Source organism: Campylobacter showae, assembly GCF_900573985.1.
GTDB classification, from domain to species: Bacteria; Campylobacterota; Campylobacteria; order Campylobacterales; family Campylobacteraceae; genus Campylobacter_A; species Campylobacter_A showae_E.
Window position 1 is genome coordinate 1551755 of the sequence record NZ_UWOK01000001.1, and the last position, 26720, is coordinate 1578474.

General features: G+C 46.9%; 24 protein-coding genes. 14 read left to right on the forward strand and 10 right to left on the reverse strand.

Annotation, left to right across the window (positions count from 1 at the left end):
- Position 1 precedes the first annotated feature (1 nt).
- Positions 2 to 1918, reverse strand: coding sequence for a flagellar assembly protein A (locus tag EE116_RS07835; RefSeq protein ID WP_241091665.1), 1917 nt, complete (start codon positions 1916 to 1918; stop codon positions 2 to 4).
- 110 nt (positions 1919 to 2028) lie between these two features.
- Between EE116_RS07835 and murJ the strand changes: the two genes are divergently transcribed.
- From murJ to EE116_RS07900, 13 genes are read left to right on the forward strand one after another with little or no spacing between them, the layout of a single operon-like run.
- Positions 2029 to 3429: a murein biosynthesis integral membrane protein MurJ gene (gene murJ, locus EE116_RS07840; RefSeq protein WP_122873930.1), complete on the forward strand. Its 1401-nt coding sequence runs from the start codon at positions 2029 to 2031 to the stop codon at positions 3427 to 3429.
- Complete coding sequence (gene cysS / locus EE116_RS07845; protein ID WP_122873931.1) at positions 3416 to 4804, forward strand: cysteine--tRNA ligase; 1389 nt, start codon at positions 3416 to 3418, stop codon at positions 4802 to 4804. The genes murJ and cysS overlap by 14 nt, the downstream gene beginning before the upstream one ends.
- Positions 4801 to 6525: an ABC transporter ATP-binding protein gene (locus tag EE116_RS07850; RefSeq protein ID WP_122874465.1), complete on the forward strand. Its 1725-nt coding sequence runs from the start codon at positions 4801 to 4803 to the stop codon at positions 6523 to 6525. The genes cysS and EE116_RS07850 overlap by 4 nt, the downstream gene beginning before the upstream one ends.
- A 41-nt stretch (positions 6526 to 6566) precedes the next feature.
- Entirely contained in the window at positions 6567 to 7640 is a 1074-nt protein-coding gene (locus EE116_RS07855) for a quinone-dependent dihydroorotate dehydrogenase (RefSeq protein ID WP_122873932.1), read from the forward strand.
- Positions 7641 to 7648: 8 nt separating this feature from the next.
- On the forward strand, positions 7649 to 8899 hold the full coding sequence (locus tag EE116_RS07860; protein WP_122873933.1) for a M16 family metallopeptidase: 1251 nt from the start codon (positions 7649 to 7651) through the stop codon (positions 8897 to 8899).
- Between the two features lie 23 nt (positions 8900 to 8922).
- Positions 8923 to 9792, forward strand: a complete 870-nt coding sequence (gene dapA, locus EE116_RS07865; RefSeq protein WP_420886357.1) for a 4-hydroxy-tetrahydrodipicolinate synthase — start codon at positions 8923 to 8925, stop codon at positions 9790 to 9792.
- Positions 9792 to 10577 carry an enoyl-ACP reductase gene (locus tag EE116_RS07870; protein WP_122873935.1) on the forward strand — a complete coding sequence of 262 codons (786 nt, stop codon included), beginning with the start codon at positions 9792 to 9794 and terminating at the stop codon, positions 10575 to 10577. Before dapA ends, EE116_RS07870 begins: the two co-directional genes overlap by 1 nt.
- Positions 10574 to 10903, forward strand: a complete 330-nt coding sequence (locus tag EE116_RS07875; protein ID WP_122873936.1) for a hypothetical protein — start codon at positions 10574 to 10576, stop codon at positions 10901 to 10903. The genes EE116_RS07870 and EE116_RS07875 overlap by 4 nt, the downstream gene beginning before the upstream one ends.
- Entirely contained in the window at positions 10900 to 11454 is a 555-nt protein-coding gene (pgsA, locus tag EE116_RS07880) for a CDP-diacylglycerol--glycerol-3-phosphate 3-phosphatidyltransferase (protein WP_122873937.1), read from the forward strand. Before EE116_RS07875 ends, pgsA begins: the two co-directional genes overlap by 4 nt.
- A gap of 23 nt (positions 11455 to 11477) precedes the next feature.
- Positions 11478 to 12473, forward strand: a complete 996-nt coding sequence (locus tag EE116_RS07885) for an AI-2E family transporter (RefSeq protein ID WP_420886358.1) — start codon at positions 11478 to 11480, stop codon at positions 12471 to 12473.
- Between the two features lie 21 nt (positions 12474 to 12494).
- On the forward strand, positions 12495 to 13607 hold the full coding sequence (gene rseP / locus EE116_RS07890) for an RIP metalloprotease RseP (protein ID WP_122873939.1): 1113 nt from the start codon (positions 12495 to 12497) through the stop codon (positions 13605 to 13607).
- Positions 13604 to 14239, forward strand: coding sequence for a YggS family pyridoxal phosphate-dependent enzyme (locus EE116_RS07895; RefSeq protein WP_122873940.1), 636 nt, complete (start codon positions 13604 to 13606; stop codon positions 14237 to 14239). The genes rseP and EE116_RS07895 overlap by 4 nt, the downstream gene beginning before the upstream one ends.
- 52 nt (positions 14240 to 14291) lie before the next feature.
- Positions 14292 to 15065 carry a hypothetical protein gene (locus EE116_RS07900; RefSeq protein WP_122873941.1) on the forward strand — a complete coding sequence of 258 codons (774 nt, stop codon included), beginning with the start codon at positions 14292 to 14294 and terminating at the stop codon, positions 15063 to 15065.
- 184 nt (positions 15066 to 15249) lie between these two features.
- Here the strand turns inward: EE116_RS07900 and EE116_RS07905 are convergent, their stop codons facing one another.
- The 9 genes from EE116_RS07905 to mltG form a co-directional block, all read right to left on the reverse strand.
- Positions 15250 to 15729, reverse strand: coding sequence for an NADPH-dependent FMN reductase family protein (locus EE116_RS07905; RefSeq protein WP_122873942.1), 480 nt, complete (start codon positions 15727 to 15729; stop codon positions 15250 to 15252).
- An 82-nt stretch (positions 15730 to 15811) separates the two neighbouring features.
- Positions 15812 to 16372, reverse strand: coding sequence for a 2-oxoacid:acceptor oxidoreductase family protein (locus EE116_RS07910; RefSeq protein ID WP_122873943.1), 561 nt, complete (start codon positions 16370 to 16372; stop codon positions 15812 to 15814).
- Positions 16369 to 17214, reverse strand: coding sequence for a 2-oxoglutarate ferredoxin oxidoreductase subunit beta (locus EE116_RS07915; RefSeq protein WP_122873944.1), 846 nt, complete (start codon positions 17212 to 17214; stop codon positions 16369 to 16371). Before EE116_RS07915 ends, EE116_RS07910 begins: the two co-directional genes overlap by 4 nt.
- The gene (locus EE116_RS07920; protein WP_122873945.1) at positions 17214 to 18365 is read right to left on the reverse strand and encodes a 2-oxoglutarate synthase subunit alpha; all 1152 of its coding nucleotides are present in this window, start codon (positions 18363 to 18365) and stop codon (positions 17214 to 17216) included. The genes EE116_RS07915 and EE116_RS07920 overlap by 1 nt, the downstream gene beginning before the upstream one ends.
- Positions 18362 to 18673 carry a 4Fe-4S binding protein gene (locus EE116_RS07925; protein WP_122873946.1) on the reverse strand — a complete coding sequence of 104 codons (312 nt, stop codon included), beginning with the start codon at positions 18671 to 18673 and terminating at the stop codon, positions 18362 to 18364. The genes EE116_RS07920 and EE116_RS07925 overlap by 4 nt, the downstream gene beginning before the upstream one ends.
- 303 nt (positions 18674 to 18976) lie before the next feature.
- Positions 18977 to 19648, reverse strand: a complete 672-nt coding sequence (locus tag EE116_RS07930; RefSeq protein WP_241091666.1) for an NlpC/P60 family protein — start codon at positions 19646 to 19648, stop codon at positions 18977 to 18979.
- A 54-nt stretch (positions 19649 to 19702) separates the two neighbouring features.
- On the reverse strand, positions 19703 to 20590 hold the full coding sequence (locus EE116_RS07935; RefSeq protein WP_122873948.1) for a lactate/malate family dehydrogenase: 888 nt from the start codon (positions 20588 to 20590) through the stop codon (positions 19703 to 19705).
- A 12-nt stretch (positions 20591 to 20602) separates the two neighbouring features.
- Positions 20603 to 22819: an NADP-dependent isocitrate dehydrogenase gene (locus tag EE116_RS07940; RefSeq protein WP_122873949.1), complete on the reverse strand. Its 2217-nt coding sequence runs from the start codon at positions 22817 to 22819 to the stop codon at positions 20603 to 20605.
- A gap of 64 nt (positions 22820 to 22883) precedes the next feature.
- Complete coding sequence (gene mltG / locus EE116_RS07945; protein ID WP_206159246.1) at positions 22884 to 23846, reverse strand: endolytic transglycosylase MltG; 963 nt, start codon at positions 23844 to 23846, stop codon at positions 22884 to 22886.
- On the opposite strand from mltG, the gene EE116_RS07950 reads away from it, so the two are divergent.
- Positions 23776 to 26325, forward strand: coding sequence for a YhdP family protein (locus EE116_RS07950; RefSeq protein WP_122873951.1), 2550 nt, complete (start codon positions 23776 to 23778; stop codon positions 26323 to 26325). The two genes, mltG and EE116_RS07950, sit on opposite strands and share 71 nt — an antisense overlap.
- Positions 26326 to 26720: the final 395 nt, after the last annotated feature.

Genomic DNA, 26720 nt, shown 5'->3' on the forward strand with positions numbered 1-26720 from the left:
TTTACGCCTTCCTGACGTTATTGTTTTTCTTGACTACGTAGTCTATATCGCCGTCCTCGGTCTCGACTTTAGCTATCGTGATGATTCGCGCGATCTCGTTTTCGCGGGTGCTGTACGTGATGTCGCGAGCCGGGTCTACGAGCCTAAATTTTATCTCGTTAAATTCGCGCCAATTACTATGATTTATCACTTTTGAGTTAAATATACCCTCTTGGATATTTGTTATCTCGCCCCTTAGCTCGGCGATCGCGGCTTTTTTCTCGCGAAATTCTTTTAAAAGCGCGTTGTACTCGTGCACTAGCTGCTGATACTCTTTTAGTTTTTTCATAAACGTCGCGGGCGGAGTGTTGTTTGTGCTTTTTAGTTCCTCGATTTTAGCCTTGATGACGTTTATCGGGCCTTTGTTTTCTTCTATGACGCATCTTTTAGACTCTAGCGTGCGCGGCATTTTTACGATCTGTTCTCTGATGGTTTTTATCTTTGCCATGCGCTCGTTAATCTGCTCGCCCGTGTTTTTTATCATGCTAAAATCGACTAAAATTTTATTATTTACGCCCTTTAGTTTTTTTATCTCTAGCGTGTCGGCGATTATGATATTTGAATTTGACACGAGCGTATCTATGACGACGCTTTCGGCGATTATCTCGCCGCCGATCGCTGATTTTATCACGGCTTTTTTAGCTTTTACCTTGCCGCCTTCTAGTCTATCTATCTCGACGTATTCTCCGTCAAAGCTACCGATATGCACGGCTATTTTCGCATCTTTTGCTTCGATGAGGGCTTTAGCGTGGGTTTGTCCTCCGATTACTACTTTATTTGCCTTTACTACGGCGTTTGCGGCGACGTTTCCATCGACGTTTACTTCGTTTGCTTCAACCGTCATACCAGTACCTATGGCGTCTTTTGTTAGGTCTTTTTCCTTTACGTTTAGCGTTACGTTGGTGTCAAGACCCGTATCGACCGAGCCTGTGGTTTTAAACGAAATTTCATTTACGTCAAGCTCGTCTTTGATATCAAAAACGCCTTTTTCCTCTTGGACGTAACCGGCCTTTTTGGCGTAAAATTTTATCCCCTCCTCGCCTTCTTTCGAGTAGATATTTTCGGTATGTTCGGGCATTTTCGTTATCGTTACTTTAGGCTTTTGCGTCGGCAGTAGATTTCCTCGCACGTCGCGACCGTTTGCACCTTCTCTTAGTTTTACGTATTCAAATATCAATTCATTTTCTGTTACGCCAAGCAAATAGCCTCTGTTTGCGTAATCCACCTTGTCGTTTTCATCGGTAGATTTGTTTTTGTTTTTATAGTAAAACACCAGCGCGTCGTCTGCCGACGGATTTACGTTTACGCCGGCGGTCACGATAAAGGTGTAGTCCTTGTCGATAAATTCTTTTACTCTTAAAACCGAAGATATTTTAGCGACCTCTTCTAGCATCGTTTTGTTTCTGATACCCACCAGGATGCCTACTTTTATCAGCTTTTTGTAGATAAAATTTATCAACTTTTTATCAAATTCTTTAAAATAAACCGTGTCAGCGTTTTGCGAAACGGTGGCTAAAATTTTGGTCAAATTTTTATTTGCACTTATGGCGACATTAGGCAAAGGCGTTGGTTTTACCTGCCTCGTGTCGTAAAATTTAACCAGATAGTTTTGTTTTATGCTTTCTACTTTTTCTACGAAAAACTTATCGTCGTCAAAGATGTTTAGTTTTTCCGCCGGAATTTGGCGAGGCTGGCTCTCGCCCGCCACCTTACACTCGGTTTTGATTTCTATGATATCAAAATCTATAAATTTGCTATCGACGCCGAAGTGCTTTGCTAAATTTAATATCTCGCCGTACGGATTGGCCGTCTCAGACTCTATCTCGGCTAGGAAGTTTTGCTGCGCGTTTTGGTTTTCTGGCACGTGATACTCTCGCAATTTTTTGATTTTTAGTCGATTATCTCTAAAATTTCATTAAAAACTCTTGATTTTACGTCTTTTAAAACTAAATTTGCCTATCATTGCGCTAAAAATTTACTAGGATTTTCGTGTTTATCAAAGGCTTTTTTTCAAACAGTATCGGTATCATGGTTTCGCGAGTTTTAGGGCTCGTGCGCGACCTGCTCACGGCTTCTACTTTGGGTGCGGGCATTTATAGCGACATATTTTTCATCGCGTTTAAGATACCAAATTTACTGCGCCGTATCTTTGGTGAGGGGGCCTTTGCCAACGCTTTTTTGCCAAATTTTACAAAATCAAACAAAAAATCGCTCTTTAGCGCCGAGATTTTTCTTAAATTTCTAGCCTTTATCGGCATTCTCACGCTTTTGGTAAATTTATTCGCCCCGTTTTTTACCGCAGTTATCGCTACCGGTTTGGCGCCTAGCGACATAAACGAAGCCGTTCCGCTCGTAAAAATCAACTTTTACTACCTAGCGCTCATCTTTGCCGTTACATTTTTAGCCTCGCTTTTGCAGTATCGCGGGCACTTTGCTACGACGGCGTTTTCGACCGCTCTTCTAAATTTAGCCATGATCGGTTCTTTGATTTTGGCTCGCGGACAAGAGCCTAAAATCGTAGCTTATTATCTTAGTTTCGGCGTCGTAGTAGGCGGCGTTTTGCAGCTCATAGCACACATTATCGCTCTTAAATTTAACGGAATCTCAAAGCTATTTTTCGGCGGCTTAGTTAAATTTGCCCGCGGCAAAAGAGCCGATACAAAGGGATTTTTTAGCAACTTTTTCCACGGTCTAGTGGGATCGTCCGCGATGCAGCTAAGCTCGTTTATGGATACGTGGCTGGCGTCGTTTTTGGCGGCGGGCTCGATCAGCTATCTTTTCTACGCCAACCGCATTTTTCAGCTGCCTTTAGCGATATTTGCGATCGCGCTTTCGACGGCGCTTTTTCCTAAAATCACGCGTCAAATTAAAGCCGGCAACGAAGCCGAAGCTCTAAAATGGATGCGAAAAAGCTTTGAAATTTTATATTTTCTGCTTTTTGCGGCGGCTATCGGCGGCATCGTTTTGGCTCAACCTATCATAAAGCTGCTTTTTGAGCGCGGAAGCTTCACGCAGGCCGATACGGCGGCGACCGCAAGCGTTTTAGCCGCATATATGATCGGACTTTTGCCTTTTGGGTTAGCTAAACTTTTTTCGCTTTGGCTTTATGCGCATTTACAGCAAAAGCTAGCCTCTAAAATCGCTGTTATTACGCTCGTTTTTAATCTCGTTTTAGCAGTCGCGCTGATGCAAATTTACGGCGCGTTCGGACTAGCGCTTGCTAGCTCGCTGGGCGGGTTTTTGACACTAGCTTTAAACGTCAAATTTTTTGGGATAAGGAAATTTTTAGCTATAATTGAGCCTAAAAAAATAACGCTTTTAAGCGCGGTTTTGGTTTTAGAAGCAGTGATTTTGATATTTTTAAGGAAATTTTTAGATGCAAATTTTTGATAGCGTAAAGAAAAAAAAAGTAGAATTTGAGCCAGTAAAAAGCGACTTCGTACGCATTTACGTCTGCGGGCCGACGGTTTACGACGATGCGCATTTAGGACACGCCAAAAGCGCGATTAGCTTTGATTTGCTTAGGCGCACGCTAAACGAGCTTGGCTACAAGGTCAAATTTGTACGAAACTACACCGACATCGACGATAAAATTTTAAAGAAAATGGCGGAAAGCGGCGAGAGCCTGGAGGCAATCACGGATAGATACATCGCAAGCTACGAGCGAGATATGAGCGCGCTTAACGTACTTGAGCCAGACGTCAAGCCAAAGGCGACACAGACGCTAAAAGAGATGATAGAGTACATCGAAATTTTGCTAAAAAACGGCTTTGCTTACGAGATCGAGGGCGACGGCGTTTACTTTGACACCGCAAAAGACGCGGAGTATCTAAGCCTGAGTGGTAAATTTGACACCGAGGCAAACGTCGCTCGCGTGGCTAGTAGCGACGAAAAAAAGGACGAAAAAGACTTTGTGCTGTGGAAATTTGACGAGAAATGGTACGAAAGCCCGTTTGGCCGCGGTCGCCCAGGCTGGCACACCGAGTGCGTCGCGATGATAAAAAAACACCTATCTAGCGGCGAAAAATTTGAGATCGATATCCACGCGGGCGGGCTTGATCTGCTATTTCCTCATCACGAAAATGAGGCCGCACAGTGCCGCTGCGCCGAGCGCAAGAGCCTGGCTAAATACTGGCTACACAACGGCTTTATCCAAGTAAATAACGAAAAAATGAGCAAGAGCCTAGGAAATAGCTTTTTCGTTAAAGACGCGCTGAAGCGAAATTTAGGCGAGGCGGTGAGATTTTATCTGATTTCCAGCCACTACAGAGCAAATTTTAACTTTAGTGAAGATGATCTAAATGCGACAAAAAAGCGCCTAGATAAAATTTACCGTCTAAAAAAACGGGTTCTTGGCGCGGCGGCAAATTTGAGCGCGAACGATAAATTTAAGAGCGAATTTATGTCCGCGATGGGAGACGATCTAAACACCTCAAAAGCCCTTGCGAGCGTAGACGAGTTTGTCCGCGGCGCAAACGATGAGCTAGACGCAAAGCCGAAAGATAAAGCCAAAAAAGGCGAAATCGCGGCAAATTTGGAGCTAATAGCGCGAGTGCTAGGCATCTTGCAAGTAGATGTGTTTGAGTATTTTCAGTTTGGCGTTAGCGACGAAAAACGAGCATATATCGAGGATCTGATAAATCAAAGAAATGAAGCCAAAGCGGCCAAAAACTACGAGCTATCCGATAAAATCCGCGATATGCTAGCCGCAAACGGCATCAGCCTCATGGATACTCCAAACGGCTGCATGTGGGAAAAGATATGAAGCAGATGAGCCTAAAAGAGGTCCTGCGGCGGTTTGCGCCCTATTTTAGGGATTATATTTCGTATTTTATCATCGCGATCGCCGGCATGCTGATGGCTAGCGGCGGTACGGCCGCGTCGGCGTGGGTGATCGAGCCTGTTCTAAATAAAATTTTTATCGAAAAAAACAAAGACCTGCTTTATCTTTTGCCCTACGCCATCATCGCGATTTACTTTTTAAAGGGGCTTGGGACGTTTTTGCAGGCCTATTTTACGGCGTATATCGGGCAGGATATCGTGAGGAGATTTCGCGAGAAACTGCTAAAAAACCTGCTAAATTTGGATATGAAGTTTTTTAACGATTACCGCACGGGCGAGCTAATAAGCCGAAATATCAACGACATCGACCGCATCAGAAGCATCGTTAGCTCCATGATCCCAGAGCTCATCCGCGAGGCTATCACGATCGTCGGGCTACTTTGCGTCGTGCTTTATCAGAGCCTTCAGCTTGCGTTTTTTGCGCTAGTTATCATGCCTGCAGCCGTCTATCCGCTCTCAAGACTCGCAAAAAAGATGAAAAAAATCTCCCGCGCCTCGCAGGAAAAAACCTCCGACATCAGCTCGAAGCTGAGCGAAATTTTTACCAATATCGAGATCATCAAAGCAAACAACGCGCAGGAGTTTGAGCACACCAAATTTACCGACGAAAATGCTAAATTTTTCAAACTAAATTTAAAAAGCGTAAAAGTAAACGAGATGGTGAGTCCGATGATGGAAATTTTTGGCTCCGTGGGCGTCGCGGCAGTCGTCATTATCGGCGGCAAAGAGGTCATAGACGGAAATTTGACGATGGGAAGCTTCTTTTCGTTTCTAACCGCTCTTTTTATGCTTTACACGCCTATTAAACGCATTTCAGGCCTTTACAACAAGATGCAAGACGCAGTGGTCGCGGCAGAGCGAACCTTTGAGCTACTTGATAAAGAGCCTCAAATTTTAAGCGGCGACAAGCCCGTACCGTCTGAAATAAATTTGATAAATTTTAAAGACGTCAGGCTAAATTACGACGACAAAGAGGTGCTAAAAGGCATAAATCTAAGCGCAAGCAAGTCCCAAACCGTCGCGCTCGTGGGCAGTAGCGGCGGCGGAAAAAGCTCGATCGTAAATTTGCTAATGAGATTTTACGACGCAAACGGCGGAGCGATCGAGGTAAACGGCGAAAATATCAAAAATTTTGACCTCGGTTCGCTTAGGCAAAATATCGGTCTGGTTACCCAGCGCGTCTATATCTTTAACGACACCGTCGCAAACAACGTCGCCTACGGCCGCGAATACGACGAAGCCAAGGTGCAGCTCGCACTAAAAACGGCAAATGCGTATGATTTCGTGTCAAATTTACCCGAGGGCACGCAGACCGTGCTAAATGAATTTGGCACCAATCTCTCGGGCGGCCAACGTCAGCGTATCGCCATCGCCCGCGCTCTTTACGACGACCCGCAAATTTTGATATTTGACGAGGCTACGAGCGCTCTGGATAATGAAAGCGAGCAGCAAATAACCAAAGCCATCGCGAATTTACAAAAAGAAAAGATAATATTTATCATCGCGCACCGCCTAAGCACGGTGCAAAATGCCGATAAGATCGCCGTTATCAGCGGCGGAAAAGTGGTCGGTTTTGATACCGACGAGGCGCTTAGCAAGAGCTGCGAAATTTACGCGAAACTAAAAGGCGAAGCCCTTGTTTAAGCCTAAATTTGATAAAATCGCTCAAAATTTAAGGATAAAATTTGAATTACGAAACGCTAAAATCCATATTTTTTAAATTTGACCCCGAAACCGCTCACAAAATCGTCGAAAAAACGCTAAGTATCTCAGACTGCGTATTTCCAGGGCTTTATAGCATCGTCGCCAAAAACTGCGTCGTCGCGGACGCGGCTCTTTCGCAAAATTTGCTCGGAACTAGCTTTTTAAACCCCGTAGGAATCGCCGGCGGCTTTGACAAAAACGCCACCATGCTACGCCCGCTAGCCGCGCTCGGATTTGGGCACGTGGAGTTTGGCACCGTGACGCCAAAACCGCAAGAGGGCAACGCAAAACCGCGCCTTTTTCGCCTAATCGAAGAAGAGAGTATCCAAAACGCGATGGGCTTTAACAACGAGGGCGCAGACGCCCTTGGCGCGCGCGTCGGCAAGCTATATCCGTTTGCGATACCGCTTTTTGCCAACATCGGTAAAAACAAAATCACGCCAAATGAGGAAGCGATTAAAGACTATGAAATTTTAGTCGCTAAATTTAACGAAATTTGCGACTGCTTCGTTATCAACGTCTCCTCGCCAAATACCCCGAATTTACGCGAACTGCAAGAAGATGGCTTTATAAAAGATCTATTTGCGCGCCTATCGCCGATCGCAAAAAAACCGATAATCTTTAAAATCGCGCCCGATATGGACGACGACAAGGCTGTGCAGATCTGCAAAACGGCCGTAGAAAGTGGCGCGAAAGGCGTCATCGTAAATAATACGAGCATTGATTATTCGCTATCAAAATCTGCGAATTTACAAAATTTCGGCGGACTAAGCGGCAAGGTTATCGCCAAACGCTCGCGCGAGCTTTTTAGCGCGGTTGCTAGCGAGCTTTACGGCAAGACGGTTTTGATCGCAAGCGGCGGCATAGACAGCGCCGAGGAGGCATACGCACGCATAAAATCTGGCGCAAATTTGGTTCAAATTTACACTTCTTTTATATTTAAGGGCCCAAACATCGCAAAACAGATCAACGAAGGTATTTTAAAGCTTTTAAAAGAGGATAATTTCGCCTCTATCAGCGAAGCGGTTGGCTGCGATATAAAAAATAAAATTTAAGGAAATTTATGCTTATAAAATACTCCAAAACAAAGCTCAAAAATGGCTTTGAGATATATCACATCCCCGCTAGCAAGGGCTCTAGCGTCATTAGCGTGGACGTGTTTTACCGCGTGGGCTCACGAAATGAAACGATGGGCAAAAGCGGTATCGCGCACATGCTTGAGCACCTAAATTTTAAATCCACGAAAAATATGAAAGCGGGCGAATTTGACGAGATCGTAAAGGGATTTGGCGGCGTAAATAACGCTAGCACGGGCTTTGATTATACGCATTATTTCGTCAAATGCTCAAAAGGCAACCTAGACGAGGCGCTTAGGCTTTATGCTGATATAATGGAAAATTTGAGTCTAAAAGATAAAGAATTTCAGCCCGAGCGCGACGTCGTAACCGAGGAGCGCAGATGGCGCACGGACAACTCTCCGATAGGATTTTTGTACTTTACGCTCTTTAACGTCGCTTTTAGCTATCACCCGTACCACTGGACTCCGATCGGCTTTATCGGCGATATCAGAAACTGGAGCATAGATTATATAAAAGAATTTCACGAGACGTACTATCAGCCGCAAAACGCGATCCTGCTAATCAGCGGCGACATAGATAAAAAAAGCGCGTTTGAGCTGGGCAAAAAGCACTTTGAAAATATAAAAAACAAAAAACCGCTACCAAAACTCCACTGCATCGAGCCAGAGCAAAACGGCGCAAAAAGGGCTGAAATTTACAAGGATAGCGAAGTAGAGATGCTAGCGCTTGCCTTTAAGATCCCGCCGTTTAATCACGAGGATCAACCTGCGTTAGGCGCGCTAGCCGAGTATCTAGGCAGTGGGCAAAGCTCAGTTTTACAGCGCGTTTTGATAGATGAAAAGTGCCTCGTAAACAGCGTGGATGTCTATAATATGAGCAATATCGACGAGAGCTTGCTCATCGTGCTTGCCGTTTGTAATCCCGGCGTCAAGGCAGAGGCCGTAGAGGACGAGATCTGGCGAGTGCTAGAAAACGCCAAAACACAAAAAATCGACGAAGACGAGATAACTAAGATAAAAAATAGCTTAAAAAGCGATCTCATTTACTCGCTAGATAGCGCGTCGAAGGTGGCGAATTTATACGGCGGATATCTCGTTAGAGGCGATATAAAGCCGCTTTTTGAGCTGCCTGAAAAAACAGCCGCGCTAAAACCGGCCGATCTAAACGAAATCTGCAAAAAATACGCGAGAAAAGAAAAATCCACGACGATCATCCTAAGAAAGGAAAAAAAGTGAATAAAAAAGCAATAACGGGCGCTATGACGGCGCTGATTACGCCTTTTAAAGACGGCAAGCTAGACGAAATCGGTTATGAAAAGTTAATCAAAAGACAAATCGCAAACGGCATCGACGCGGTCGTACCCGTAGGCACGACGGGCGAGAGCGCGACGCTAACGCACGATGAGCATAGAATTTGTATCGAAATCGCCGTAAATACCTGCAAGAACACGGGCGTAAAAGTACTTGCCGGTGCGGGCAGTAACGCCACGCACGAGGCGGTAGGTTTAGCAAAATTTGCTCAAGATCACGGAGCGGACGGTATCCTCTCGGTTGCGCCCTACTACAACAAACCGACGCAAGAAGGCCTATACCGCCACTACAAAGCGATCGCCTCAAGCGTCGAAATCCCGGTGTTACTCTATAACGTCCCTGGCCGCGTAGGCGTAGATATCCAGCCGTGCACGGTTTTTAGGCTATTTAAAGATTGCGAGAATGTCTACGGCGTAAAAGAAGCCACCGGCAGCATCGAGCGCTGCGTCGATCTACTCGCGCACGAGCCAGGTCTATCCGTCATCAGCGGCGAGGATGCGATAAACTACCCTATCCTCTCAAACGGCGGCAAGGGCGTGATCTCGGTCACGGCAAATTTGCTCCCAGACGAAATCTCAAATTTGACCCACTTTGCGCTAAAAGGTGAGTTTGCGCGCGCAAAAGCCATAAACGATGATCTGTATGCGGTCAATAAAATAATGTTTTGCGAGAGCAATCCGATCCCGGTCAAGGCCGCGATGTATATCGCTGGCCTCATATCAAGCCTCGAGTACCGCTTGCCGCTTTGCGAGCCGAGCGCCGAAAATCTCAAAAAAATCGAACAGACTATAAAACAATATAACATAAAAGGATTTTAATGAATTGCGAAAACGAATTTAAAGGCAAAACTCTAGTAATCAGCGGCGGAACGCGCGGCATCGGACGCGCCATCGTGGAGGAATTCGCCGCAAAGGGCGTAAACATCGCCTTTACATACAACTCAAACGAAGAGCTAGCCAAAACCCAGGCCACCGAGCTCGAGGCGACGTACGGCATAAAAGCTAGAGCCTACGCGCTAAACATACTAGAGCCCGAGACCTATAAAGATCTATTTTTAGAGATTGACGCAGACTTTGACCGTATAGATTTTTTCGTATCAAACGCCATCATCTCGGGTCGCCCGGTAGCAGGCGGATATACTAAATTTATGAAACTTCGCCCCCGCGGTATCAATAACATTTTCACGGCAACCGTAAATGCATTCGTAGTGGGCGCGCAAGAAGCCGCAAAACGCATGGAAAAAACGGGCGGCGGTAGTATCATCTCGCTATCATCGACGGGCAATCTAGTTTACATAGAAAACTACGCAGGCCACGGCACCGCAAAAGCTGCGGTAGAAGCTATGGCGCGCTATGCGGCGACCGAGCTTGGCGAAAAAAACATCCGCGTAAACGTCGTTAGCGGCGGTCCTATCGAGACGGACGCACTGCGAGCCTTTACTAACTATGAGGAAGTACGCGACAAAACGGCCGAGCTAAGCCCGCTAAATCGCATGGGGCAGCCGACCGATATAGCAGGTGCGTGTTTGTTTCTGTGTAGCTCAAAAGCTAGCTGGGTGACGGGCCACACCTTCATCATCGACGGCGGTACAACATTTAAATGAAAAAAGCGAATTTAGCCTGCGCTCCTTTGCCGATTGCTTGCATTTTGGGCAAATTTGGCGTTATAAATTTGATGCGCTTACAGGCTAAATTTGATGAAAATTTAAAATTTACAAGCAAATTTTGCGGCGCGGACGGCTCTTTTAAATTTAATCCAAATTTGCCAAATTTGCTCAAATTTGACGAAGCGCCGAGCAAATTTGACAAAAGTGTAAATATGCAACAGGCAAAGTCTAGCCAAAACAAGGCTAGCTATTTTTTCGCCTATTCCCGTGCTGCGCCGTCAAATTTTAAACTCCAAAATCCAAAAGAAAGAACAAATAAATGAGCCTAAATTTACCAAACGCCCTAGCTTTCCTGCGCGTATTTCTCGCGCCTCTGATGTTTTGGTTGCTACTTAGCGTCAATTCCTTCTCAGGCGTGCACGTTAGCTGGATGAACTACTTTGCCGCTCTTGTGTTCGTGATCGCCAGCGTCACGGACTTTTTCGACGGGTTTATCGCGCGCGCATGGGATCAAAAGACTAAGCTTGGAGCCGTGATCGACCCGCTTGCGGATAAGATGCTAACGCTTGGCGCATTTTTAGGGCTCATGATGATAGACCGCGCGAGCCCGTGGGCCGTATATCTCATCCTCGTTCGCGAGTTTTTTATCACGGGATTTCGCGTCGTGATGGCGGGCGAAGGCGTAGAGGTCGCCGCATCGATGGCGGGCAAAATTAAAACCGTCTGCCAGATGGTAGCGATCGGCTTTTTAACCATGCAGTGGCCTTTTGGCGAGCTTTTGCTCTGGCTTAGCGTCGCGCTGACGCTGTATTCGGGCTTTGAGTACGTAAACGCTTATGTAAGGCACGTTAAAAATCAAGCCAAAAAGGCGTAAATTTGAGAACAGGAAACGCCATAATCTATCTAGCTAGTTTCGTCGTTGTAGCAGCCGGACTAAAGGCTGCTAGCGTCGTAGTTCTGCCCTTTTTGATGGCGGTTTTTATCGCTATCGTGGCGACGCCTGCGATAAATGCGCTTGAAAAGCTCAAATTTCCACGCGTTTTAGCCTTTGCGCTAGTTACCGCAGTCGTGTTTTTATCGCTGGGATTTATCGCAAACACCGTGCTAAAGACCATTAACGGGCTAGTTAGCTATATGCCCGAGCTTCAGAGCAAATTTAAAGCCCTCGCCGACCACTATCACCATATCTTAGCTAGCCGCGGACTCATCGACCCAAACAGCGTCGCCGCGCCCGCAGACTTTGATATTAATAAACTTTTTGCCGTACTGGGCGGGTTTTTAAGAAGCGGTACGGAGCTTGCCTCAAAGAGCTTTTTTGTGTTTTTGCTTGTTACTTTTATGCTTTTTGAGGTGCAGGTATTTTCTCAAAAAGTCGAGTATTTTGCGAGTAAAAATCCGCAAACAAACCAGATCGTAGATACGTTTATATCAAATCTCAAGCGCTATCTCGCGATCAAGTCCGCAGCATCGTTTGCAACGGGCATTTTTATATTTATCGGGCTAAATTTCATCGGCGTGCCTTACGCGCCGCTTTGGGGGATTTTGGCTTTCGTGCTAAATTTTGTCCCGACGATCGGCTCTATTATCGCGGCCGTTCCAGCGCTTTTGGTGGCACTTTTGTTAAACGACGCGGCGGCTTGCGCTTGGACTGCGGCGCTGTATGCGGCCGTAAATGTCGTCATCGGCAACTTTATCGAGCCTAAATTTCTTGGCAAAGGCCTTGGTATCAGCACGCTTGTAGTGCTTTTGAGCCTACTTTTTTGGGGATTTTTGTTCGGCATCGGCGGTATGTTTTTAGCTGTACCGCTTACCATGAGCCTAAAGATCGCGCTTGACGCAAACCCGAGCATGAAATTTATCGCCGTTTTACTCAGCGATAAACTCGAGCGGTAAAATCAAATTTAAAGGTAAATTTTGAAAAGCATTATCTTTGTGGCTGCATTGCTAGCCGTCGGCATTTATGCGTATTCTTGGCACTTTTTGATCACGGTTTTGGTGATTTCGTTTCTTATATTTTTCCATGAGCTGGGCCACTTTCTCGCCGCTCGCATGCTAAAAGTCGGCGTTTTAAAATTTAGCGTGGGCTTTGGGCAAAGCGTCTACTCAAAAACTATCGGCGGCACCGAGTACGCCATCAGCGCGATACCGCTTGGCGGTTACGTTAGCCTAAAAGGGCAAGAGGACACAAAACCGGGGCTAAAAAACGAGGATGCCGACAGCTACACGAGGCTTAGCCCGCTAGGACGCATTTTCATCCTTTTTGCCGGACCGTTTTTTAACTTTGCCTTGGCTTTTTTTATCTTTATCGCGCTCGGACATATCGGAGTTGAGAGACTAGCTCCAACCGTGGGCAAGGTGCTGGAAAACTCGGCTGCGGCGAGTGCCGGAGTGCAAAAAGGCGATAAAATTTTAAACATAAACGGCATCAAAATCAGCGAATGGGACGAGATAAGCAAAAACGTAAATTTAACCTCCACGGCGATCACGCTCGAGCGCGCGGGCGAAATAAAAACGATAAATTTGACGCCTAAAATCGGGCAAAGCATGACGATATTTGGCGAAAAGATAGAAAAACCGCTCATCGGCATTTCGCCTTCAGGCGAGGCCGTTACGATACGAAATACAGGCTTTAGCTCGCTCAAATTTGCGCTCGTTGAGACCGTAAACGCCTCAAAGCTCATATTTACGGGACTTGAAAAGCTCATCGTGGGCGTCGTGCCGCTAAAAGAGATGGGCGGCATCATTCAAATCACCGACATCACCTCAAAGGCCGCAGGCATCGGCCTCTCGACCCTACTCATCATCGCCGCGCTGATCTCGGTAAATTTAGGCGTGCTAAACCTGCTGCCTATCCCAGCGCTTGACGGCGGTCATATATTTTTCAACCTTTACGAGCTCATTTTCCGCCGCGAGATGAACGAAAAAGTCTATATCGGCCTCACCTACTGCGGCTGGGCGTTTTTGCTCTGCCTGATGGCGTTTGCGACCTTCAACGACGTGATACGCCTGAGCGGAGCGGGACAATGAAACTCGCGCAAATTTTAGAACGTATCGAAAACGCGCGCACGGGCGAAGCGGTAAAGCTAATCGCCGTGAGCAAAAACGTAACGACTAAAGAGGTTTTGGAGCTTTTTAAACAGGGACAAACGAGCTTTGGCGAAAACCGCGTGCAAGAGCTCAAAAACAAGAGCGAAATTTTGTCAAATTTGCCGATCGAGTGGCACTTCATCGGGCGACTTCAAAGCAACAAAATAAACCACCTCCTAGCGCTCAAACCAGCGCTTTGGCAAAGCTGCGAGAGCGTAGGGGCCGCGCTTGCGGTGGACAAAAGGCTCGAATATGAACTGCCTTGCCTGCTGCAGATAAACTCGGCCTACGAAGATAGCAAACAAGGTATCTCGCCCGAAGCTGCCGAGACTGCGTTTTTGCAAATCACGCAAGAGTGTAAGTTTTTAAAACCAGTCGGCGTGATGAGTATCGGCGCGCACGTAGAGGACGATAAAATCGTGCAAAAAAGCTTTGAGACGACGCGTAAAATTTATGAAAATCTGCAATCAAAGGGTGCGCAAATTTGCTCGATGGGTATGAGCGGCGACTTTGAGTTAGCGATAAAATGCGGCTCGAATATGATTCGTTTGGGGTCGATTTTATACGCGTAAATCAATTTCGATCCGTATAAATTTAGAAAAATCCACCTAAAAAGGAGCCAAAATGGGCTACGACGTGAGTTATCATCCGATCAACGAAAACGAGATAAAGCAGTGGTATTTTGACGCGTTAAAAAGCGCGCGCGAGGGCGACTGGTCGGTCGCAGAGAGGCTCGCAAAAGAGTACGGCATGCAGGATTTTTACGCGCAAAAATACATTGATACCCTAAAAGTCGCGCTTGAAACCAAGGACGGCGAGAGCTTTTCGACGGGACACGGTTACATACTCGCCACCGTGCAAGGATTTTTTAGAAAATACTTCTACACGCGCGGTACGGCGTTTGGCTTTTTGGCGGAGGAACACGGCGAATTTAAGCGGTATCTAAGCGATATAAGCGGCGTTATACCGCCTGAAATGAAAGCAAAATTTACAGGCGAATTTGACGGAAACTACTCATCTGGCGCGTTTATAAGCGCAGCAAATTTGGCTAAATTTTGGCAGGACTATAACGCCGATGAAAATATAAAGCAAAAAGTAGATGACTTTTACGCGCAAAATTTGCCTGCGTTTTTGAGCGCGGTTAAATTTAGCGTAGAAAACGGCTACGGGCTGCTTGAGGCGACAGACGTGATTATACCCAACCCGATTGATTTAAATGATTCCGAGTGCTACTCAAATCTTTTTAATTGCGACCCGGAAGGCGCGTTTATCTACGCCGACACGGCGGCTCAGCAGCTAAGCGAAGCGATGAAGCTAGACAAAAATAAAAAAGAGAGCGATAAAAACGAAGACTCAGGCGGCTTTTTCGGCGCTATAAAGAAGCTTTTTGGAAAATAAAATTTGTATTTTAAGCTCAGAAATTTGAATAAAAATACCAAGTTTTTGAGCTTTTAAATTTAGAGATATCGTAAGCAAATTTTACTAAAAAACGGCTATCTAAATTTGACGTGAACTCGTTAACTTGGCAATTAAAAAACCGCTTCGCTCAAATTTAACGAGCGAAGCGGCGGGAAGCAGAAAATTAAAAATTAGACTTGTTTTCTTCGACCCATTTGTCGATGCGTTTTGCGTAGTTTTCGTCGCCCTTGACGTCAAGTGCTAGGCCGATAAATTTTCCGTTTAGTAAAAATGCGGAGTGATTAAATTTATATCCGTCCACGTCGCTAGTGCCGAAAATTTGAGCATCTTTTAGATACGGCAGAAAATCCACCGCGCCGCTAAAAAGCGTTTGCGGGTGGTTAGCTTGATTGCCGATGGCTACGATGGCGGCTTTTTTGCCTTTACTACCGGCTTTTAAAAGCGGAAGTTTCTCCGCCCAGTCAGACTGTAACTCGCCGTCGCCGTAGCTAGGCGCTGCTGCTATGATAACGTCAAATTTAGCAAAATCCTCCGCCCCTGCGCCCTTAACGTCTATTATCTGCGCTCCTATTTTACCCGCTAGATACTCGCACGCACTCTTTGTGTGCCCCTTTGTCGTCGTATAAAAAATACCAACGCTCATTTCGTTCTCCTTAAAATCAAATAAATTAATGCCTGAATTATAACGAAATGATACTTAATCTATCTTATTTCAAATCACGCTTTTATTTGCCGTTTTCTATGCAAATTTTGGCGTATTTAAGTCCCAGCTCATAGGCTCTTTCGTTTTCGGCATAGACTTTTTTAGGCACTTTTGAGAGCATTACGCGTTTAACTAGCTCAGTATCTAGGCAGCCGCTCATCTGCACGGCGACGGCGAGCGCGACGACGCTTTGGGTTATGACGTTGCCCACCTCGTCTTTGGCAATGGAGATGATCGGGATTTCGTAGATTTTCCAGCGCTTTTTATCCTCGTCGCTAGCGCGAACCAAATTTGGCTCCACGACGATGATGCCGCCCTCTTTTACGCCGTCTTTAAACTGCTCGAAGCTAACCTGCGCGGTAGCGAGCATAAACTCGATCTCGCCCTCGTTTGCGTACGGATAAAAAATCTCGCGCTCACTCAAGATGATATCGACCTTCGTCGGCCCGCCGCGTACCTGCGAGGTGTAGGTCGAGGCTTTGACGCCGTATCCGCCCTCCTCGATTTTAGCCGCCGCTAAAATCTCGCCGGCTAATATCACGCCCTGACCGCCCACTCCGACGAATCTTAACTGCTTTTTCATTTTAGCGCTCCAAAATCGATTTTCTCGCCGTCTCTGGCGGCCTTTATCACCATGTCGTAGGCCTTGGTGTACTCCATGCGCGACTCGTCTTTATGTAGCACTCCGAGCGGAAATTTACCATCCCGCTCATCCTCGCTCATCAAGTCAAATTTAGCCTTGCTCACCGTGCGACCGTCGATCCATTCAAGCATCTGCGTGGCCTGCCCCATTTTGTTTTTGCGGCCCAGATTTATATGGCAGTTTGAAAATACGTCAAAAAAGCTGTATCCGTCATGCTCAAAGCCCTCGGCAAATATCTTTTCCAGCTTTGCAGGCTCTATCACGCTGCTGCGCGCTACAAAGGTCGCTCCTGCGGCGGTTGCGAGCTTGCACGCATCAAAATTTGGATCGACGTTGCCGTATTGCGCCGTCACCGTCCAAAAGCCAGTCGGCGTGGTCGGACTGGTTTGAGAGTTTGTTAGTCCGTAGATGAAATTATTTATCAAAACATGGTTTAAATTTATATTTCTGCGGCATCCGTGGATCGTGTGATTGCCACCTATTGCCAGCCCGTCGCCGTCGCCGGTTATCACGATGACGTGCTTGTCCGGGTTTGCTAGCTTGATACCCGTAGCGTAGGCGATCGCGCGCCCGTGCGTAGTGTGGACGGTATTGCAGTTGATGTAGGAGCTAAAGCGCCCAGAGCAGCCGATACCAGAGACCACGCATACGTCGTTCATGTCCCAGCCGAGTTTGTCTATTGCGCGAATTAGCGCCTTTAGTATCACGCCGTCGCCGCAGCCCCAGCACCACAGAGTCGGCATTTTGTCCGTGCGTAGGTAGTTATCGTAGTTAAATGCCATTAAAATTCTCCTATTTTTTGCGCGATTTCTTGCGGGCTGATCGGGCGACCGTTGGCTTTTAGCAGCGTTTTAAAGTCGTCTCTTAGAGTAGCTTTTATTATCTCTCCAGCGTACTGACCCAAATTTAACTCGCAGATCAAAATTTTGCTAAATTTAGCCGAGATTTCTCGTAGTTTTTCGCTCGGCGTCGGAAATAGCGTGATAGGCTTAAAAAGCCCTACTTTCAGGCCTTTTTCGCGTAAATTTAGCACCGCTTCCTTTACCGCGCGAGCCACGGAGCCAAATGCGATAATGCAAATCTCCGCATCATCCAACATAAACTCCTCCCAGAGCTCAAACTCATCCGCGTGCACGTTTATTTTGTTAAAAAGGCGCTTGATGTTGTAGTCCACGACAGCGCCGTCCTCGGTCGGGAAGCCCGTCTCGCCGTGATGCAGGCCCGTGACGTGATAGCGGTAACCGCCGAAAAATTTATTTAGCGTCGCTGGCTCGTCGGAAGCTGCTTTGTACGGGCGGTAATCCGCAGGCTCGCCGCTAAACTGCCTGCGCGAGTAGATCTCTAGCTCGCTAATCTGCGGCAATACGGCCTTTGCGTGCATGTGTCCGATCGTTTCGTCTAATAGCAAAAACACGGGCGTCATGAACCGCTCGGCGAGATTAAACGCGCGAACGGTCTGCGTATAGCACTCCTCTAGGCTTGAGGGCGCGATAACGATGCTGTTTACGTCGCCGTGAGTCGGGTTTTTCGCCTGCAGGAGATCGCCCTGCGCCACGCGGGTAGGCAGCCCCGTGCTAGGTCCGCCGCGCATGACGTTTACAATCACTAGCGGCACCTCCGCGATAAATCCTAGTCCGATCTGCTCGGCCTTTAGCGAGATGCCAGGACCCGAGCTTGCCGTCATCGCCTTTGCCCCGCTCATCGAGGCTCCAAGCGCTACCGAGATACCCGCGATCTCGTCCTCCATCTGGATAAATTTGCCGCCGTGCTTTGGCAGCAGCACGCTTAGCTCGTGCGCGATCTCGCTACTTGGCGTGATCGGATAACCGCCGAAAAAGTTACACCCGCACTCCACCGCCGCAAGCGCGACTAGCTCGTTGCCGCTAGCGATGACCTCTATTTTGCCGCCGTTATTATTTAAAAACTCGCTCATAGCCCCGCCTCTAATTTTTCAAATTTATTCTCTCTTACGGCGGTCGCGCGCTCTTTACTTTGGGCAGTTAGTTTGGCAAATTTAAAGCCCTTTTCTGCTACGTAAATCGCAAAATCGGGACAGTGTAGTTCGCACTCGCGGCACCCGATACAGGCCTCCGGGTGTACCACTTCGATCGTTTTGCCTAGGACAGCGCGCGGCTCGACGGCCATCGCCAGCACGCCCGCAGGACAGCGGCTCACGCAGATATCGCACGCCTTACAGCGCGAGATATCGACCCAGACGGGGACGCCGTTTTGTATCAGCATATTTTTCCTTATCAAATTTAACTCGTAACGATAATTTTATAGCATTTAAGTTAAATTTGGTATTTAAATCGGATAGTAAAATAAAATTTGGAGATTTTTTGCATGAAAACGAGCAAATTTGAAACGCCCTAGCGGATATGCCGTTCTTGATACTTAGGATTTTTGGTTCAAATTTAACGGCTATTACGCAATTTGGCATGTAGTAAATTTAGAAGTTAAATTTACTGCCGCCGATCCGTAAAAATGACCACGATTTAACGGATACGGCGGTAAATTTGAAGCGATAAGCATAAATAACTAAACTTAGTTTCTCCTTACGCCTGCTTTACCAAATCCTGCAAATCTATTTGACGCAAGACACGATAAGTTGTTATTTTTGCAAGATACGACGTAGGAATTTAGCTCTTTTTTACCTTTTTTGCGGGTATTTTTATTTTTTAGATTCATAAAATCCACCATATTTTTACCTCTTGCATTATGCGTAAAACCCACGGTACCGTCTTTTTCGACGCTACTTACTATACCTACATGAGTGATGATTTTGGCTTTTTTGTTATTTTTCGTACTTCTAGTCGTGTTGGTGAAAAATATCAAATCCCCAACTTTCGGATCGTCAAAGGCGATCAGATTTTTACTCTCGTAGAGCTTAAACATCGCTTCGCTTTTTAGTCCGCGCTTGGTGTAAAATTTATCAAGTTCCTTTTCGTCGAAAAAGTCTCGGTTAAATTTTTTATTTATAAGCGTCACAAAGCCAGAGCAGTCGCCGCCGTCTCTTTTACCTATATATCCTTGCAGGAGATTAAGCAGGGCCGTCTCTTTTGTATCGAGACGGTCGCCGATTTTACCTTGAAACGTCTTGCTTCCCCAGCTTTGGATCTTATTCTTTTCTAATGAAGCCGTAGCTTGGATTTGACTTTGCTTTGTTAGCATCGTATTTTTATGAGCGCTTGACGAAACCGTAGCGCACCCGGACATAAAAGTCGCTAAAAGTAGGGCGTAAATTTTAATTTTATAATTTACAAACATCGGCTACGCGATTACCCCGCTTTCTTTTAAAAATTTGATATTTACAGCCGTTTGTGATTCGCCTTTTTCAAGCGCCGCCTTTTCCTCCGCGCTTGGCTGCTTGATCTCGCGCACGCCGCCCTTGCCTAGCTTCACGAGCCTACCGCCCGCGCACTCGCCCTCTATCACGCAGCAGCTTAACCACTGTTCGCTGCCGGTTTTTATCGCCTCGCACATCTTGGCCGCAGCCGCGCCAGGAGCGTAATACGCCGACGTACCAAGTAGCTTCACTATCTTTGCGCCGCCAGTTTTGGCCTCCTGCGCTACCGCGTCAAATTCGCCGCCCAAATCCACGTTCACGTTGCTTTGTAGTGCGACCGTATCGTCGTTGTGAGAGCCTATGATATGCGCGCTAAATGCGCTGTTTTTTAGTCCTGTTTTTTGAGAGATCTCGTATTTTAGGCGCGCCGAGTCCAGCTCGCCCGCCATTCCTAGCACCCTGCTTTTATCAAAACCGCTCGTTTTATAGACTAGATACGTGAGCGCGTCAAGCGGGTTAGTTACGTTTATGATGACGCAGTTTGGGGCAAATTTGGCGATTTTTTCCACCGTGCCTTTTACGATGCTGGCGTTTTTTAGTAGCAGATCTTCTCTGGTTTGCCCCTCTTTTCTAGGGCTTCCGGCTGTTACGACCACGATGTCGCTATCCTTAACTAGCTCAAAATCATCACCGCCGGCAACGCTCACGTCCAGACCGAAAACCGCCGCGCTCTGAGATAGATCGATCGCCTTTGCGCGCGCCACGTCGCCAAATATATCCACCAGCGCAATATCGTCTGCGATGCCTCTTAGCAAAATGGCGCTAGCCGCACTCGCGCCTACGTTTCCGGCTCCGATAACTGAAATTTTCATTTTTTTCCTTTTTTATAAAATTTGATTTTGCAAAATTTGATTAAACGTCGCGCTCGGCCTCATCGCCGCGCTCGCCTTTTTATCATCCGGCTTATAGTATCCGCCGAGATCGACCTTGCGTCCTTGCGCCGCGTTTATTTGGGCCACTATCGCGCTCTCGTTTTGCGCGAGATTTTGGGCGACGAGTTTAAATTTATCGCCTAGCTGCGTACCGCTAGCGGCAAGCTCGCTCGCCCAGTAAAGCGCGATATAAAAATGACTCGCGCGCGTATCTAGCTGCCCCACTTCAAACCGCGGGACCTTGTTTTCTTTTAGATAGCGTTCTACGGCCGCATTTAGGGCGTCTGCTAAAATTTGCGCCTCGGGGCTTTGCTTAAAGCCGGCTAACTGCTCAAGACTAGCGCCCAGAGCCAAAAACTCGCCCAAGCTATCCCAGCTTAGGTGATTTTGCTCCAATAGCTGCTCGGCGAGCCTTGGCGCGCTGCCTCCGGCTCCCGTCTCAAAGATACTTCCGCCCTCTAGTAGCGGCACGATAGAGAGCATCTTGGCGCTGGTTTCAAGCTCCAATATCGGAAAAAGATCGGTCAGATAGTCGCGCAAGACGTTCCCCGTGACGCTAATACAGTCATCGCCGCGTCTGATGATCTCAAGCGATTTTTTGCAAGCGGCCGCGGGAGAGAGGATCTCTATATCAAGCCCGCTCGCATCCACGCTAGCTAGCTGCGCTTTTACTTTTTTTAGGATTTCTCGGTCGTGAGCCCTGTTTTCATCCAGCCAAAATATCGCCTTTTGTCCCGTGATTTTCGCGCGTTTTAGCGCTAGCTCGACCCAGTTTCGCACGGCGACGTCTTTAGTTTGCGTCATTCTAAATATATCGCCTTTTTCTAGCTCAAATTTAAATAAAATTTCGCCTTTTTCATTTACCACGCGCGCCTCGCCCGCTTCGCTCATTACAAAGGTTTTATCGTGACTACCGTACTCCTCGGCCTTTTTAGCCATTAGTCCGACATTTGAGACGCTGCCCATTTTAGCAGGATCTAGCGCGCCGTTTGCCTTGATATCCGCGACCGCGGCCTCATAAACGACGGCGTAGGTTTTATCGGGTATCACGGCTTTGGTTTCCCTGGCTATGCCCTCTTTATCCCACATTTTGCCGCCGTTTTTTATCATCGCGGGCATCGAAGCGTCGATGATAACGTCGCTAGGCACGTGTAAATTCGTGATGCCGGCAGCCGAGTTTACCATCGCTAAATTTGGCCTTACGGCGTAAATTTCATCAAATTTGGCCTTGACTTTTTCCTGCGTAGCTTGCGGTAAATTTAAAATCCGCGAAAAAAGGTCTTTTAGCCCGTTGTTTTCGCTGACGTTTACGCTTTTTAGCTCGTCTGCAAACTCTTCAAAAACTTCAGCGAAAAAAATCTTTACGAAATGCCCGAAAATCACGGGATCGCTCACCTTCATCATCGAGGCTTTTAGATGGACGCTAAAGAGCAAATTTTTTGCTTTCGCGTCCGCGATTTGCTCTTTTATAAAGGCGTCTAGCTCTCGCGCGCTCATAAAGCTAGCGTCGATTATATCGCCTTTTTCTACGGCTAAATTTTCTTTTAGCACGCGTTTTTCGCCGCTTTTTGAGACAAACTCGACGCGCAAATTTTCATCCGTTTCAAAGCTAATCGAGCGCTCGGATGAGTAAAAATCGCCGCCCTTCATATAGGCGACTTCTGTTTTGCTATCTTTTTCAAAAGGGGTGATTTTATATGGATTTTCGCGGGCGTAGCGTTTTACCGCACCGACGCATCTGCGGTCTGAGTTGCCTTCGCGCAGCACCGGATTTACAGCACTTCCTAGCACTTTGGCGTATCTAGCGGCCGCGTCTTTTTCCTCTAGAGTTTTTGGCTCGGACGGGCATGGCGGCAGATCGTAGCCTTTCGCGCGCAGCTCCGTGATAGCGGCGTTTAGCTGAGGCAAGCTAGCCGAGATGTTTGGTAGCTTGATGATATTCGCGCGCTTTTCTTGCGTCAAATTTCGCAGCATCTCCAGATCGTCGCTCACACGCAGATCAGGCGGCAGCTTGTCGTTAAAAGCGGCGATGATCCGCGCGGCTAGCCCTATGTCGGCCTGCTCTATCTCTATGCCGCCCGCGCGCAAAAATGCCTGCAGGATCGGAAACAGCGAGTAGCTAGCAAGCAGCGGGGATTCGTCGGTTCTAGTATAGACGATGTCGCTCATCTTTTCTCCTAATTAAATTTCGCAAAATCTTATCCAAATTTATATTAAAACGCCTTTTGGCGGACTATTTTTGGGAATTTATCGCGCCTACATGTTCATCGTAGGTTACGCTAAATTTATGCTTACCCGTCTTTTTATCTCGCACGAAGTATAAAAACTCGCTCTGTGCAGGCCTTATCGCCGCCCTGATCGCAGCTATCCCAACGGTGCAGACGGGACTTGGCGGCAGGCCTTCGTTTAGATAGGTGTTAAATTTACTCTTATCGCTTCGTATGCGTTCAGCCGTGACCGTCTCGTGTGAGTAGAGCCCGTAGTTTAGCGTGCCGTCCATTTGTAGCTTCATACCCTTTTTTAGGCGGTTTTGGATGACGGATGCCACAAGAGGCATCTCATCCTCGTTTGCAGCCTCCTTTTGCACGACCGAGGCCGTCACGAGATACTCGCTCCAGCGCTTTTCGTCGTAGTTTCCAAGCAACTCAGTAGCCGTTTTTTCGTGGGATTTTTTAGATAAATTTACGAGGTGCGCCGCTAGCTGCTCTTCGTTTACGCCAAGGGGCACTTTATAGGTCTCAGGCACCAAAAAGCCGTCCTCTAGCGGAGCAAATTTGGCGTAAAATTCATTTAGCTTCGCCTCGCTCAAATTTAGCTTTTTTGCGACCTCTTGCAAAAATACGGCCGTCGTTTCGCCGGGAATCAGCGTTATTTGCGTTAGAGCCGCCTTTGCGGTCGTGAGCTTATATAAAAAATCAAGCTTGCTAAGCTTTGTCGCGTCCAGGTCTATCCAGCCTGCTTGCACATGCCCCATAGCGCGCAAGATCACGGCGTCAAATTTATTTGCGTCCGTATTTTTTTCGCTTAGATATGATATAATCGCAAGCGTACTGCCCTGAGGCACGAAAATGACCTCGCTCACGCTCACCGGGCGGCTAAGATAAACAAGAAAGCTCAGAAAAAATATGAAAATCATCTCGCTGATAATGAAGAAAATTTGGCGCATTTTGATCCCCGCGGTTTTGATATTCGTCATTTTTATAGCCGTCCTAAAACACGGCGTCGAGATAGAAAATATCGACACGGGCGACTTTAAAATAGAGCAATTATATATAAAACTCGATAAAAAAATAATTTTACGCGCGAAAAATATAGAGATACCCAAACAAAGCGCCAAGGATAGCTCTGAGGACGCGCTACTAGATCTATCCAAAAACATCGTCTGGATCGATAGGCTGTTTGACGAAATCTTACTCGAGCGCGTCAAATTTTTAAACAGCGAGTCCACGCTATTTTACAGAGACGACGTTTTTTATCTAGATAGTCCGTTTTTAGCGGTTAGCTCAAATTTCAAAGATACCGAAGACGGCATAACCGCAAACGTTTATCTACTCGAGTTTAAGGACTTTAACATCACCTTAAGCGGCGTTAGCAATGCCGATTTGAGGCGCCAAATTTACGATTTTAACGGTACGTTTTCAAGCCACGAGCTAAACGGAAACGCTACCGTAAATCTCAAAAAAGGCGAGATAAAATACGAACTAAGCGACATAAACGCGACTAGCCTAAGGGGCTTTATGGACGAGCTGGGCGCAAAAACGGGGCTAGATAAAGAGATAAAAAACTGGATCTACGGCTACATCACGGCGGATAACTATTTCGTAAAATCGCTTCGGGGCAGATTTAACTTAGACAAGCAAGAACCCTATCTAAACGAGCTTAGCGCGCAGGGTTTTTCTAAAAACGTAAAGGTTAAATTTCACGAAAAGTTGCCCGCTGCGACCGCAGAAGGAGTCGACGTCGAGCTAAAAAAAGGCTCGCTATTTTTTACGCTAAAAAATCCAAAATGGCAGGGCAAAAATCTAAACGGAAGCACTCTTGAAATCTATAAAATTTTCGAGGAAAAAGGGGCGGGACTCACGCTAAATCTGCAAACCTCGGCCCTCTACGACAAAAGCGTAAACTCCATACTAAAGGCCTACGATATCGAAGTTCCCGTTGAGCAGCTAAGCGGCAAAACAGACGCCAAACTCGCGCTTGATATCAAATTTGATCCGCTAGAAGTGACGCCTAAGGGCAAATTTAAGATCACCGGCGGACAGACCCTGATCGCTGGAGCTAAATTTAACGTAGATACCGCAGACGTCGAGCTTTTAAACGACAAGCTAATGGTAAATGCAAAAAACACGGGGATGGATTTTTTTAGCGCGGATGCGGCAGTAAATCTCGATCTAGGCAAGCTCGCAGGCGACATAAACGGCACGCTAAAGGGGCTAAATTTAGCCTTCGGCAAGAGCGAAATTTTAAAACTAGGCGCGACGCCGTTTGCGGCTAGGCTTGATTTTAGCGGCAAGGATACAAAGCTAGACATCGCTTCGCCCGCCGCCGTGGGTTTAAGATTCGGCGCGCAAAACGAGATAAATTTACCAGACTCGCGCGATCTACTGCCCTACTCGCCGCTGCTAAAAAGCCTGCAAATCACTGATGGCGGCGTAAATATAAAAACCAAAGATTTTGAAAATCTTAGCATAGAGGCTAACGGCGTCAAATTTGAAACGCCGCTACTTAAAAAAGACGGCTCGCCGTATGACGCTGATAGCTTTACCATCGACGTAAACGCAAAAGGCGCAGCGGGCAAAAGCAAAAGCGGCGGTCTAAATTTCAAAATCGCGGGCGGCAAGACGGAGCTTTTTATAAAGGAGCTCGATCTGGCGCTTAGCGGAGATGAAAATTTGACCGACAAAGATGGCGACATCGAGTTTGAGGCTAAGGGCTCGAAGCTGATTTTAAACGACTTTAACGCGACTCTAGACCTGCTAGCCTACAGCGGTCAGAGTGCGGGCGGGACGGTGAGATTTGACGCAAAGCCCGCTCGCGGCAACTTTTCGCTCATAAAATCGGACAAAAAATTTGAAATGTGGGCAAACGACATCAGAGGCGAGTTTATCAACTCGATTTTTAACATCAAAAGCTTTGAGGGCGGCAGCTTTAAAATGCGCGTTTTAGGCGGCAGCACCGATGATTTTAAGGGTGAAGTGAGACTAATCGGCGCCACGCTAAAAGACTATACGTTTTACAACCAGCTTCTGACGTTTTTAAACTCCGTGCCGTCCCTGCTCGTGTTTAAGACGCCGGACTTCGGCGCAGACGGGTATCCCGTGAAATTTGGCAAAATTTTATTTGAGAAAAAAGGCGATGTATTAAAATTTCTAGCCATCGAGCTAGAAAGCTCGAGCGCCGATATCGGCGGTCACGGCACGATAAATCTCGCAACCAAAGAGATCGACGTGGATCTGGAGCTAAAGCTACTAAAGGACGCTAGCTCCATCATCGATAAAATCCCGCTCATAAATCAGATCGTGCTGGGCAAAGACCGCACGCTATCAACCGTCATCAAGGTACGCGGAACTCTGCAAAAGCCGCAGTACTCGACGCAAATCCTGCAAGACGCGCTGCTCTCGCCGTTTAAGATAATCAGAAACGTACTTGAAGCGCCGTTTTTGATATTTGAGTAAATTTGACGAGCTTCCGGGCGTATGCGCCGCTAGTTTGCGGGTTAAATAAAGCCAAATTTGAAAACCCGCGCCGATCGCCTGTGCAAGGCGTTCGCGGGTTCCTGGCAAATTTAATCAAATTTGCGCTCTTTGCTATTTTTAAACTGCAAGCATGAGTGCCATACCTAAATACGGCAAAAACCGAATCGAAAACAAAGCCCAAAATCGCAGTGTCAATAACCGCATAGCAAAAATTTCGCCATTAAAATAGACTAGACTCGCTGCGGTTTTCATAAATTTGTAATCTTTGCTAAAACCGCTAAAATCACGAGCAAAACGCCAAACGTCGCTGCGATATTTGGTGCCGCAAAGCCAAAATCGCGCCCGCGTCAAATTTGATAAAAACGGCGCCAAGG